The following is a 12,513-nucleotide window of genomic DNA, read 5'->3' as shown; positions in this document are numbered from 1 at the left end:
GTTTGAAGACCCTATGCCCGGCCTGCTTTCCAACATCGATCCCGACGGTCTGCTCGAGTTCTCGGTCGTTTACACCGACCGTGCGCTCAATCACATGTCCAAGCGTTTCCAGGGCGTGATGACCGACATCTCGGCCATGCTCAAGCGCGTCTACAACGCGCATGCCGTGGCCTTGGTGCCAGGTAGCGGTACGTTCGGTATGGAATCTGTGGCTCGCCAGTTTGCCCACGGCAAGCATGTGTTGGTGATTCGCAATGGCTGGTTCAGCTATCGCTGGACTCAGATCTTCGACATGGGGCAGATCCCGGCCAGCCACACGGTGCTCAAGGCCCGTCGCACGGGCGAGGCAGCTCAGGCCCCTTGGGTCCCGGCACCGATCGACGAAGTGGTGGCGACCATCGCGCGCGAAAAACCTGCCCTGGTGTTTGCCCCCCATGTGGAAACTGCCGCTGGCATGATCCTGCCCGATGACTACCTCAAGGCCGTGGCCGACGCCGTGCACGCCGTGGGGGGGCTGTTCGTGCTCGACTGTATCGCCTCGGGTGCCATGTGGGTCGATATGCAAGCCACGGGCGTGGACATCCTCATCTCTGCGCCACAAAAGGGCTGGAGCAGCTCACCCTGTTGCGCCATGGTGATGTTCAGTGAGCGCGCCCGCCAGGCCATCGACGGAACCCAAAGCACCACCTTTGCCATGGATCTGAAGAAGTGGCTGCAGATCATGGAAACCTACGAGGGGGGGGGGCATGCGTACCACTCCACCATGCCCACCGATGCCTTGGCCCGTCTGCGCGAGGTGATGGTTGAAACCGAGGCCTACGGGTACGACAAGGTGCGTGCCGAGCAAATCGAACTGGGCCAGTCGGTGCGTGCTTTGATGGTGCGCCACGGCTATCCCAGCGTGGCTGCCGAGGGGTTTCAGGCACCCGGTGTGGTGGTGAGTTACACCACCGACCCGGACATTCAGTCCAGCAAGAAATTCCTGGCACTGGGGTTGCAAACGGCTGCAGGGGTGCCGCTGCAGTGCGACGAGCCGCCCGACTTCCGCACCTTCCGTGTGGGCCTCTTTGGTCTTGAGAAGTGGCATAACGTGCAGCGCACCGTTGCGCACCTCGATCAAGCGTTGACAGCGCTGGATGCTGGTCAATGAATCAGGCGCGCCAACCGCCTCCGCGGTTGCGGCCTGAAGAAAACGGCGGTTGGCCACGCCAGTAGCGAATCATCAGCCAGCCGCCCAGCATGCCCCCCAAGTGGGCAAAGTGCGCCACGCCAGACGCGGTGCCTGTCACGCCCAAGAACAACTCCAGCCCACCATACAAGGCCACAAACGTGCGGGCCTTCATTGGAATGGGGGGGAACAGCGGCATGATGGTTCGCGTGGGAAACACCATGGCATAGGCCAGCAACAGGCCAAACAGGCCACCCGACGCACCCACGGTCGGGTTGATCCAGCCGCCCAGCGCTGACATCAGCAACTGACATGCAGCGGCGGTCAAGACACTGGCCGTCAGGAACGACAGGTAACGTCGGCCGCCCCAGATGCGTTCCAGTTCCGCCCCAAACATCCACAAGCCCATCATGTTGAAAAAGATGTGGCTGAAGGAGCCGTGCAGGAACGCGTAGCTGATCACCTGCCAAGGCATGAACCGACCGCTGTCGAAGGGCCACAAGGCAAAGTACACGGAAAGCATGTGCCCGAACACTTCGTCCAGGCAGAACACGGCCACGTTGATCAACAACAGAGCCTGGGTAATCGGGGGTAACGGCGGCATGCGGCGTGGTCCAAGTTGAGGTTCTCATCATAGCGACCACCAGACTAGGCAAAGGTTCCGGAATTATTGGTCGATCGGTTGCATTTCTTGCATTTCATCGATTGATGATCGTTTAAGTTGCTGCATTGCTGGCCGATAAGCGTGAAGAAGTCGGCCGTCGGTCGTGCTGGCGTATGCCCGTTACTTTGTGAGGCTTGTATGCATTGGTTTGCCAACTTCAAACTGCGATCCAAACTGATGCTGGCATTTGCTGGCGTTCTGATGGCCATGTCGCTGCTGGGCTTCGTCAGCATGAGCAGCATGTCTGCAGTGAACGACGCGTCTCAGGAGATATCGGATCACTGGTTGGCCAGCGAAGCGCTGGTGGCCAAGATGCGGGCATCCGCGGGAGATGTGCGAGGCTTCGAGGGGCAGCACATTCTGTCCACCGAGGCCAGTGACATTGCGAAATACGATCAACAGATCAATGGCTTGGTTGATGACTTGCGCAAGAGCATCGATGCCTATGCCGCATTTGCCACCACACCGCAAGACAAGGCCTTGCTGGAGGATTTCAAATCGGCTTGGGCAAGTTTTTGGCAAGTCAGTCAGTCGATGTTGTCCTTGTCCCGGGAAAACAAGAATGACGAAGCTCGGGTGCTGATGACGGGCCCGACGCATCAGGAATACCTGCGCATCATCGAAACCCTCAACCGCCTGCAGGAATTCAATGTCAAAGGTGGCATGCAAGCCAGCGAACACGCTGACAACTTGTACCACAAGGCATTTTTGTTCAGCATGATCGGCGTAATGGCTGTTTTTGCCATTGGCTTGGTTGTCGCATGGGCCATTGCGGGGCAAATTGCCCGTCCGTTGGAGCAAACCGTCACGGTGCTGAATGCGGTCGCACAGGGTGATCTGTCCTCGCGCATTGACGTCAATCGACAAGATGAAATTGGGCACATCCAGCGCGCGCTATCGACCATGGTCGACAACTTGGCTGGCATGGTTCGCCAAGTTCGTGCGGGGGCAGACTCTGTGGCCACCGCATCCTCGCAGATCGCACAGGGCAACTCGGATTTGAGTGCTCGCACCGAAAGCCAGGCGTCCAGTCTGCAACAGACGGCTGCCTCGGTCGAAGAAATGGCAGGTACCGTTCGCACCAATGCAGACAATGCCCGTCAGGCAAACCAGTTGGCATCTGCTGCGTCCGAGGTGGCTGCTCGTGGAGGGGACATGGTCAGCGAAGTGGTGCAAACCATGAATGGCATTCAGTCTTCCAGTCAAAAGATTTCGGACATCATCGGTGTGATCGACGGCATCGCGTTTCAAACCAATATCCTGGCGCTCAACGCAGCCGTCGAAGCAGCCAGAGCGGGCGAGCAAGGTCGTGGCTTTGCGGTCGTGGCAGGCGAGGTTCGCACCTTGGCGCAGCGCAGCGCACAAGCTGCCCGTGAAATCAAAACCCTCATCAATGACTCTGTTGAGAAGGTCAATGCGGGTAGCCAGTTGGTCGGTGCTGCAGGCAACACCATGAGTGACATCGTGACGCAGGTTCGCAAGGTGACCGACTTGGTGGGCGAGATCGCCCATGCCAGCACCGAACAGAGTCAGGGCATCGGGCAAATTAACCAAGCAGTCAGCCAACTGGATCAGAGCACCCAACAAAATGCAGCCTTGGTGGAAGAGAGCATGGCTGCGGCTGAGAGCCTGAAATCCCAGGCGCAGAAACTGGCAGAGTCTGTTGCTGTCTTCCGTGTGCGAGATGACGGTAGCATGGCGCGATCTGTGACGCCGCTCCAGGCGAGTGTGGCGGCGCCAGCGCCTCAGCCTGCGCAGGCAAGCAAAGCAAAGGCGTTGACAACGCCCAAGCCGTCCGCCGCCCCCAAGCAACTGAGCAAGCCGACTTCAAGTGCGAACAAAGCTTTGCCGGCCATTCCTGCCCCACCTGCGAGCAAGCCAGCGTCGGCAGTTGACGACAGTGATTGGGAGACCTTCTAAGTTTGTGCTATCCTTTTGGTCTTCAAAGCACCTGCCCTGGTGGTGAAATTGGTAGACGCGCCGGATTCAAAATCCGGTTCCGAAAGGAGTGACGGTTCGAGTCCGTCCCGGGGCACCACCTGATCGTTCAGGTAAGCCGTAACCCGCACGTCGCCTGACGATGCGGGTTTTTTATTTGCTGAAACGAGGCTGCAATGATCTATCCAACACTCGAAGACGCCATTGGCAAAACGCCGCTCATCCGTTTGCAGCGTGTGCCGGGTGCCGAGTGTGATGCGCGCGGCAATGTCATTCTGGCCAAGCTGGAGGGTAATAACCCCGCGGGCTCCGTGAAAGATCGTCCGGCCATCAACATGATCCGGGGCGCGGAAGAGCGTGGACTGATCAAGCCGGGTGACACCCTGATTGAGGCCACATCTGGTAACACGGGCATCGCCTTGGCCATGGCCGCAGCGATCCGTGGCTACAGAATGGTGTTGATCATGCCGGAAGATCTGAGCATCGAACGTGCTCAGACCATGAAGGCCTACGGTGCTGAGTTGATCCTCACGCCAAAAAGCGGAGGCATGGAGTACGCGCGTGATTTGGCCGACCAAATGGTGCGAGAGGGCAAGGGCGTGGTGCTGGACCAGTTTGCCAACCAAGACAACCCCGCAGTGCATTACGACACCACTGGGCCTGAGATTTGGGCTGACACGCGAGGGCAGATCACTCACTTTGTGAGTGCCATGGGGACGACCGGCACAATCACAGGCGTCTCGCGATTTCTGAAAGAGCAAAGCCCGTCCGTTCGCGTTGTCGGTGCACAGCCGCAGGATGGCTCCCGCATTCCAGGCATTCGCAAGTGGCCGGAGGCCTACCTCCCCAAGATCTATGACCCGTCATGTGTGGACGAGATGATTCACGTTAGCCAAGTCGATGCCGAGGAAATGGCGCGACGTTTGGCACGCGAAGAAGGCCTCTTCTGCGGCATCTCGGCGGCAGGAGCGTGCTGGGCTGCTCTGCAATTGGCGCAGAATCTCCATAACGCCACCATCGTGTTTGTGGTTTGCGACCGAGGTGATCGCTATCTTTCCACAGGTGTCTTCCCCGCCTGACGATCAACGCCCACAGCCAGTACTGCCATGGACACTCATAAAGAAATTGATGCACGCGGCCTGACTTGCCCACTGCCTATCTTGCGAGCCAAAAAGGCGCTCTCAGACATGCAGAGCGGTGAGGTGCTGAAGGTGCTGGCAACCGATCCCGGCTCTGTCCGAGACTTTCAGGCGTTTGCTCGCCAGACGGGCAATGACCTGCTCGACCAGCAGGCACACCACACAGAAGCGGGTGACGAATACACCCACTTCCTGCGTCGACGCTAAGGCCGCCTCTTTCCGTCCTTAGCCCAGAAGGTCGCCACCTTGTGGTGCGAGCAAACCAAGGTGCCTGTACGCAGCCGCCGTGGCAATGCGCCCTCTAGGCGTGCGTTGAAGGTAGCCTTGCTGGATCAGGTAAGGCTCGATCACATCTTCAATCGTGTCGCGCTCTTCGCCAATGGCCGCTGCCACATTGTCCAGACCAACGGGGCCACCATCAAAGCGGTGGATGATCGCCTCCAGAAGTTTGCGATCCATGATGTCAAAGCCAACGGGGTCGACGTCGAGCATGGCCAAAGCTTTGTCGGCCATGTCTTTGGTGATGCGTCCCGTGCCTTTGACTTCGGCATAGTCTCGTACGCGGCGCAGCAATCGGTTGGCGATCCGCGGTGTGCCGCGTGAGCGCCTGGCCACTTCCATGGCGCCATCAGGATCGATCGGCGCCCCCAGTAATCTGGCTGATCGCGTCACGATTCTCTGCAATTCGGACGCGGAGTAAAACTCCAGGCGGGCAACGATGCCAAAACGATCCCGAAGAGGGTTGGTCAGCATGCCGGCCCGTGTCGTGGCCCCAACCAGCGTGAAGGGCTGCAAGTCCAGCTTGATCGAGCGTGCAGCAGGCCCCTCGCCGATCATGATGTCAATCTGATAGTCCTCCAGCGCCGGGTAGAGGATTTCTTCTACGACAGGACTCAATCGGTGAATCTCGTCAATGAACAGCACATCGTTGCGCTCAAGATTAGTCAGGATGGCAGCAAGGTCTTTTGGCTTCTCAAGCACGGGGCCTGAGGTCTGACGCAGGTTGACGCCGAGTTCCGTTGCGATGATGTGACTTAGCGTGGTTTTGCCCAGTCCAGGGGGGCCAAACAGCAGGACGTGATCCAGCGCTTCTTGTCGTTTACGCGCCGCGCCAATGAAGATTTCCAACTGCTCACGTGCTTTTTCCTGGCCGACGTACTCTTCCAGATCCTTGGGCCGCAAGGCGCGCTCCAACACATCCTCGCCCTGAGATGTCACAGTTGCCTCCACCATCCGTGACGCCGAAGCGTCCTCAAATTCGGCGGTCGAGGCCTTTTTCCCTCTGCGAGTAGGGTTGAAATCGTCGGTTTGGATGCTCATGCAAGCATTATCTCTTCGTAGGAGGGTGTTGCCACATGACAACGAAATGAGTCCCGGTTTGGTGCTTATGACATCGCTGTCATAAACAGGTTCATAAATTTCTGCTGCAATGAGCACGTTCTCAGCGCTCTGCTTGCACCAAAAGTGTGCGCAGATATAAACACCAGATAGCGCTGAAGCATCTGGATCAACTTTGGAGAAGTCCATGAAAAAGACTCTGCTGGCTCTGGCCGCTATCGCCGCCTCTTCTGCTGCTTTTGCTCAATCCTCCGTCACCCTGTATGGCGTGCTGGACGCTTCCGTTGAAAGCGTGAAGGGCACTCAAACGCTGACTCGCGTTGCCTCTGACAACCTGTCTTCGTCGCGCATCGGCTTCAAGGGCACCGAAGACATCGGCGGCGGCTTGAAGGCCAACTTCGTTCTGGAGTCCAACGTCAAGGTTGACACCGGTGCTCAAGGCAACACCCGCTTCTTCGACCGCGCCGCATGGGTGGGTCTGGCTGGCGGTTTCGGCGAAGTGCGTCTGGGTCGTCAAGACACCCCGATCGGCGACATCGCTGGCAACGTGCTGAGCGCCCAAGCCTATGACGACCTGAAGGTTGTGAAGACCCGCGGTGGCGATCTGTATCGTCGTACCGACAACGCCATCACCTACATCCTGCCAACCGTCATTCCTGGCCTGACCGCTTCGCTGCAATACACCACCGCTGTGGGTGCCTCGGCAACGACTGGTACTGAAGCTGTGGGCGATGCTGCCAACGGCGCCGCATCCAAGGCTTATGGCCTGGCTGTGAAGTACGCTGCTGGCCCTCTGTCCGCTGGCGTGGGTTACGAACTGGCTCGTGACGAGCAAGCTGCTGCTAGCAAGCAAAAGTCCAACGCTACGCTGGGCTACGCTGGCTATGACTTCGGCGTGGCCAAGGTCACCGCTTACTACGACACCGAAACCAACCTGAGCGCTGCTGCCACTGGTTCGCGTCGTTTGACTGTGACCGGCGCCAAGGTTGCTGTGCCCCTGTCTCCTGCCTTCACGCTGACGGCCGGTGCTTCGATCGCTCGCAACGTTGTGGCAACCAAGATTGACTCCGACGTGCAAATCGTGACCGTCAAGGGCGTGTACAACCTGTCCAAGCGTACCTCGTTGTACGGTCTGTTCACCAACGTGAACAACGACACTGGTTCCGCCATCAACTTCGGTGCAGCCGTTGCCAACGGCAAGACTGCCCGTGCCGTGGCAGCTGGCGTTCGCCACTCGTTCTAATTCGATCCTTCGAATTTCAACGTTCAAAAGGGAGCTTCGGCTCCCTTTTTCATTTTCTGAGCCACCTGTTTGGATGTCTCTGGGTCACGACAGCCACGATGCTGCGCGTGCATCCACTGGTACAACCGGCGCCACGCGTCTTGGGTTGTACCTTCGGACGCAACAGGAGGTTTTATGCAAAAGAAGTATCAAGCGCCCACGGCTCGAGGCGCATTGGCCCTGTTCATCCTTGGATGGATGGCATCCTCGGCGCATGCGGCGCTCAGCATGTATGGCAACGTTGATGCGGCGGTGGACTACGTCCATAAGGGCCAGGGGGGCATCGCTGACAACACCTATCTCAGCATTGTCGTTCCCTCTCTGGCTGCAGCGGCAGCGGCCGCACAAGGCGGCAACTACGCCGGCACCTATCAGTTGGTCTCGGGCAAGTTGCGGGCGGCCTACGCCAACCACTCATCACTCACACGCATCACGCCCAGCATCGCCTCACAAAACGCATTGGGCATCCAAGGCGCAGAGGACTTGGGTGGGGGCTACAAGACGGCCTTCGTCCTGGAAGGGCAGTTCAACACCGACACAGGCGCCCAAGGTGGCCAAGACAGCCGCATGTGGGGGCGCCAGGCGTATGTTGGGCTAACCACGCCGGTGGGTGAGGTGCGCGTGGGGCGCCAATACGCGCCGATGTTCTACACCTACGCCATGTCTACGGTCGAGGCTCTGGGTGCGTCCGATCTCATGGGTTTTGGCATGGTGGTGAACTCGCTGCAAAACCGTTTGGACAACGCCGTGAGCTACTGGATGAAATGCGGGGCGCTGACAGCTGCGGTGGCGGCCAGCCCCAATGGGGGCGTTGACAGCCGTGTCAGCAGCGCGCGAGCGCCTGCGGCCGTCGCAGGCAGCGCCAACGGTCAGATTATCGGTGGTGCCTCTGCGGGGGCAGAGAGCAACGGTACAGGTGGGCGAGGTCAAACAGCTGGCCTGTTTGTGAACTACGCCCTGTCGCCTGCCTTGAACGTCACGGCGGCGTGGCATGCGAACAAGTTTGGCAATGCGCAAGTGGTCGATGCGTTGACGGCCATGCGGTTGGTTGACCTCGATCGATTCCATTCCGTCGCCGTTGGCGCCAAGTACACCGATCCCATCGTCGGTACGACTTGGGCGATGAACATGCTGAATGGCAAGTTCCGCAACGACGCATCCAGCAATCAGCCCAGCATTCAGATCAACGTGTTTTCAGCTGGTGTGAAGCAGCCGATCCAGCAATTTGCCGTGGGTGCAGAGGTGGCGTACGGCCAGTTCACCAATTTCACCAAAGGCAAGGACATGGCGGCCATGTTCTCGGGTGACTACAACCTGAGCAAGCGCTCCAAGCTGTACGCCAGGCTGGGATGGTTGCGTGACCTTGGCGGACGCCCCGCCGGACTGGAAACGAACACCTATCCCGGCCCCATTGGCGAGATCACACCGACGGTCACTGGCGGGCCTGTACCGATCCTGACCGGCTTTGGCTCAACGGAAGTGCCGTTCTTCGCCGGAGGTGGTGCCAACATCGATGCGACATCTCGGGTGATCGCGGTTGGGGTGCGGCATCAGTTTTGATTCGTCTCACATGACCCGAACAATGCCCTCGATGCAGCGACTTTACGTGTAGACAAATTGCGACAACCTAGCAGAAACGAGGGTGTGTCGATTGAATGGCTACGGGCACTATTTCGTGGACCCTCATTCAGAGGGGTGTTTAGGAGATTTCGCATGCAAAAAACCGCACTGACCAAAGCAGTTGCGATCGCTCTGGCCACGATGGGTGCCGGTGCAGCCTTCGCCCAATCTAGCGTCACCTTGTACGGTAACTTGGACGTTGCCATTGACAGCGCGACCAAAGGCTCCGGCAAGATTGCCGGCACCGTGTGGTCGTTGAATCCCTCGGCTGTGTCTGCCGTGGGTGCGGAAAGCCACGTCGTGCGCGTGACTCCTAGCGTCTCTTCCTCTAGCGCCTTCGGTGTGAAGGGCTCCGAGGATATCGGCGGCGGTTACAAGACCAGCTTTGTGCTGGAAGGTCAAATGGGTATCGATTCTGGTGCTCAAAACGGCCAAGACTCCCGCATGTGGGGGCGCCAAGCATTTGTTGGCCTGACCACGCCAGTCGGTGAGATCCGCCTGGGTCGCCAATACGCCCCGATGTTCTATACCTTCGCGTTTTCGACGGTAGAAGCGCTGGGTGGCGCTGATCTGCAAGGCTTTGGTCTGGTGACCAACAACCTGCAAATCCGCCAAGACAACCAAATGAGCTACTGGGTGAAGACCGGTGGCTTGACGGCTGCCCTGTCGTACTCGCCTCAAGCTGGTGTGCCTGACAAGATTTCTTCGATGCGCGCTCCTGCCTCGACAAGCTCCACCGGGCAAATCCTGGGCGGCGCTACAGCTGGTACCGAAGCCGCTGATCAAGGTGGTCGCGGTCAGGCAATCGGTTTGTTCGCAAACTATGCTGTGAACGATGCGCTGCTGGTCAACGCTTCGTACCACATGAACAAGTTTGGCAATGCAACGGCCGGTTCGTACAACGCGACAAGCAGCACGTACACCGCATTGTTCAACCTGGACAAGCATGTTTCTTATGCGATTGGTGCCAAGTACACCGTGCCTGGTCTGGGTACGCAAGTGTCCGGTATCTTCCACTCTGGCAAGTACGAGATGGATGATGGTTCCGACATCAAGACCAACACCCTGGGTCTGGGCGTGAAGCATCCGATTGGTGATTTCTCGGTTGGTGCTCAATATGCTCTGACGAAGTTCACCAACTTCTCAGAAGGCAAAGACACGGCCCTGATGCTGATCGGTGACTACAACTTCTCCAAGCGCACCAAGGTTTACGTGCGTTTCGGTTTTGCTAAGGATGATGCCGGTAAGGAAGCCAACACTGGCAACGCCACACTCAACACGCTGGGGTATGGCGTGAACGGTGGTCCTCTGCCTGCTTTGACTGGTCTGGGTTCGCAAGAAACACCATTCTTCTCGGGCGCTGGCGCCAACATCGGCAACACGACCCGTATGCTGGCCATCGGTGTTCGCCACCAGTTCTGATCAGGCAACTGCTTGAGTCTGAACTCAAAGCCGCCTTCGGGCGGCTTTTTTCATTCAGTCGTCTTGACACTCTGCCTGCACAATGAAAAGCGCCTCCCGTGGGAGGCGCGATGCGTTGCAGCAAGGATCGGTCCGTCAGTTCTTGATCAGTTTTTCCAGCGCAAACAGTGCGTCGACAGATTCGCGCTCGCGGATCAACCAAACCAGGTTCCCATCGACCATCAACTCGGCTGCACGGCCACGCGTGTTGTAGTTGCTGGCCATGGTCATGCCATATGCACCGGCTGACATCACGGCCAGCACATCACCGGGCTGCACGGTCAAGCTGCGATCGCGCCCCAGCCAGTCACCGGACTCACAAACCGGGCCGACGACGTCCCAAACTTCAGGGGCACCCTCGCGCTGATGGGTATTCACAATGCCCATGTAGGCCTCATACAGCGCGGGGCGCATCAGGTCATTCATGGCCGCATCGACGATGCAGAAGTTTTTCTTCTCGCCGGGCTTCAAGAACATGACTTCCGTCAGCAACACACCAGCATTACCCACCAACGAGCGACCGGGTTCGAACACCAGTTCTCGATGGCCATGACCACGCGCATCAATCTTCGCCAGCAATTGCTTGATCAGCTCATCTGCGCCGGGCGGTGTCTCGTCGGTGTAGGTGATGCCGAGGCCGCCGCCCAGGTCGAGGTGGTGAATGGGAACCCCAGCCGTTTCGATGGCCTCAACGAGATCCAGAACGCGGTCCAGCGCATCCAGGTAGGGGGCAACTTCGGTGATTTGCGAGCCGATGTGGCAGTCAATGCCCGTCACTTCAATGCCCGGCAATGCTGCAGCACGCTTGTAGGTGTTGATGGCCTGTTCATGCGCCACACCAAACTTGTTGCCTTTCAAGCCTGTCGAGATGTAGGGGTGCGTGCCAGCATCGACGTCTGGATTGACGCGCAGGCTCACGCGCGCCGTCTTGCCCAGTTCAGATGCCACCTGTGAAAGCACTTCAAGTTCAGCAGTGCTCTCGACATTGAAGCAGCGCACGCCAGCATCCAATGCCAGGCGCATCTCAGCACGCGTCTTGCCAACGCCCGAGAAAACAACCTTGGAGGCGTCACCGCCAGCGGCGAGTACACGAGCCAACTCACCGCCCGAAACGATGTCGAATCCACATCCCGCTTGCGCAAATGTTTGCAGTACAGCGATGTTGGAGTTGGACTTGACCGCGAAGCACACCAAGTGTTGTCGCCCAGCCAGCGCCTGTTGATAGGGCGCCAGTGCTGCCAGCATGGCCTTGCGCGAGTACACATACAGCGGTGTGCCGTATTGCTGCGTCAAATCGCGCAAGCGCACGTCGTCAAGGTACAGGTCCTGGTCTTTGAAGGCGAAAAAGGGGGAGCCGGGGAGCGTCATCGTGCAGAGGTATTTTGGGGTTGCGAGGCCGCTTGAGCGGGGGCGGGCAGATACAGCGGCCCCTTCATGCCACAGCCGGCGTGAAGGGCAATTGCCAGCACGTAGGCTGCGGTCAGCAGGGCTCGTAAAATTGTCGGCTTGCGATTCATCCCCACATTCTAAGGAAGCTCAGATGTCCACAGTTGCCACGCCCTCCGGTTTGAGTGACGCGCAATACGATGCCGCGATCCGAGACGCTTTGGCGCGCATTGAGCAAACGGTGGACAAGTGGCTGGAAGACGATGTGGCGGACATCGATGCTGCGCGCACCGGAGGCATGCTGACGCTGTCGATGCCAAACCGTTCGCAGTTGATCGTGAATGCCCAGCCGCCATTGCACGAATTGTGGCTTGCTGCGCGCAAGGGCGGCTTTCATTTCCGTTTGGGCATCGATGGGCGCTGGATGGACACCAAAACGGGTGAGGAATTCTTTGCCGTTCTGTCTGCGTGTGCCACGGAGCAAGCGCAGACTCCGTTGACGTTCTAAGTGACTACC

At 58.6% G+C, this 12,513-nt stretch carries 11 protein-coding genes and 1 tRNA gene; 9 read left to right on the top strand and 3 right to left on the bottom strand.

The features are described from left to right. Positions 1 to 13: 13 nt before the first annotated feature. On the top strand, positions 14 to 1,150 hold the full coding sequence (locus ACOYNB_RS06445) for an aminotransferase class V-fold PLP-dependent enzyme (protein ID WP_422838293.1): 1,137 nt from the start codon (positions 14 to 16) through the stop codon (positions 1,148 to 1,150). 1 nt (position 1,151) lies between these two features. Here the strand turns inward: ACOYNB_RS06445 and ACOYNB_RS06440 are convergent, their stop codons facing one another. Then, the gene (locus tag ACOYNB_RS06440) at positions 1,152 to 1,772 is read right to left on the bottom strand and encodes a rhomboid family intramembrane serine protease (protein ID WP_422838292.1); all 621 of its coding nucleotides are present in this window, start codon (positions 1,770 to 1,772) and stop codon (positions 1,152 to 1,154) included. Between the two features lie 198 nt (positions 1,773 to 1,970). On the opposite strand from ACOYNB_RS06440, the gene ACOYNB_RS06435 reads away from it, so the two are divergent. The 4 genes from ACOYNB_RS06435 to ACOYNB_RS06420 all read left to right on the top strand — a co-directional run bounded on the left by ACOYNB_RS06435 (position 1,971) and on the right by ACOYNB_RS06420 (position 5,116). Beyond that, positions 1,971 to 3,752, top strand: coding sequence for a methyl-accepting chemotaxis protein (locus ACOYNB_RS06435; protein ID WP_422838291.1), 1,782 nt, complete (start codon positions 1,971 to 1,973; stop codon positions 3,750 to 3,752). A 33-nt stretch (positions 3,753 to 3,785) separates the two neighbouring features. Beyond that, positions 3,786 to 3,870, top strand: a tRNA-Leu gene (locus tag ACOYNB_RS06430). A 76-nt stretch (positions 3,871 to 3,946) separates the two neighbouring features. Beyond that, positions 3,947 to 4,849, top strand: coding sequence for a cysteine synthase CysM (gene cysM, locus ACOYNB_RS06425; RefSeq protein WP_422838290.1), 903 nt, complete (start codon positions 3,947 to 3,949; stop codon positions 4,847 to 4,849). Between the two features lie 27 nt (positions 4,850 to 4,876). Further along, positions 4,877 to 5,116, top strand: coding sequence for a sulfurtransferase TusA family protein (locus ACOYNB_RS06420; protein ID WP_374257400.1), 240 nt, complete (start codon positions 4,877 to 4,879; stop codon positions 5,114 to 5,116). Positions 5,117 to 5,134: 18 nt separating this feature from the next. On the opposite strand, the gene ruvB is transcribed toward ACOYNB_RS06420, so the two are convergent. Further along, a complete protein-coding gene (gene ruvB / locus ACOYNB_RS06415) occupies positions 5,135 to 6,229 on the bottom strand; it encodes a Holliday junction branch migration DNA helicase RuvB (RefSeq protein ID WP_422838353.1) in 1,095 nt (364 codons plus the stop codon). 205 nt (positions 6,230 to 6,434) lie between these two features. Here ruvB and ACOYNB_RS06410 point away from each other — a divergent pair, with 205 nt between their 5' ends. From ACOYNB_RS06410 to ACOYNB_RS06400, 3 genes are all read left to right on the top strand, one after another. Then, positions 6,435 to 7,490 (top strand): porin, encoded by a 1,056-nt coding sequence (locus ACOYNB_RS06410; RefSeq protein WP_422838289.1) that lies wholly within the window; start codon positions 6,435 to 6,437, stop codon positions 7,488 to 7,490. A 174-nt stretch (positions 7,491 to 7,664) separates the two neighbouring features. Then, positions 7,665 to 9,089 carry a porin gene (locus ACOYNB_RS06405; protein ID WP_422838288.1) on the top strand — a complete coding sequence of 475 codons (1,425 nt, stop codon included), beginning with the start codon at positions 7,665 to 7,667 and terminating at the stop codon, positions 9,087 to 9,089. Positions 9,090 to 9,242: 153 nt separating this feature from the next. Continuing rightward, positions 9,243 to 10,571 carry a porin gene (locus ACOYNB_RS06400; RefSeq protein WP_422838287.1) on the top strand — a complete coding sequence of 443 codons (1,329 nt, stop codon included), beginning with the start codon at positions 9,243 to 9,245 and terminating at the stop codon, positions 10,569 to 10,571. Positions 10,572 to 10,706: 135 nt separating this feature from the next. On the opposite strand, the gene lysA is transcribed toward ACOYNB_RS06400, so the two are convergent. Then, entirely contained in the window at positions 10,707 to 11,978 is a 1,272-nt protein-coding gene (lysA, locus tag ACOYNB_RS06395; protein WP_422838286.1) for a diaminopimelate decarboxylase, read from the bottom strand. A gap of 172 nt (positions 11,979 to 12,150) precedes the next feature. Here lysA and cyaY point away from each other — a divergent pair, with 172 nt between their 5' ends. Next, complete coding sequence (gene cyaY, locus ACOYNB_RS06390; protein WP_422838285.1) at positions 12,151 to 12,504, top strand: iron donor protein CyaY; 354 nt, start codon at positions 12,151 to 12,153, stop codon at positions 12,502 to 12,504. The last annotated feature ends 9 nt before the right edge of the window (positions 12,505 to 12,513 follow it).

The sequence above is a fragment of the Aquabacterium sp. genome (genome assembly GCF_049317225.1).
In the GTDB taxonomy this organism is placed as follows: domain Bacteria; phylum Pseudomonadota; class Gammaproteobacteria; order Burkholderiales; family Burkholderiaceae_C; genus Aquabacterium.
This window is presented reverse-complemented; position numbering and strand designations above follow the sequence as displayed.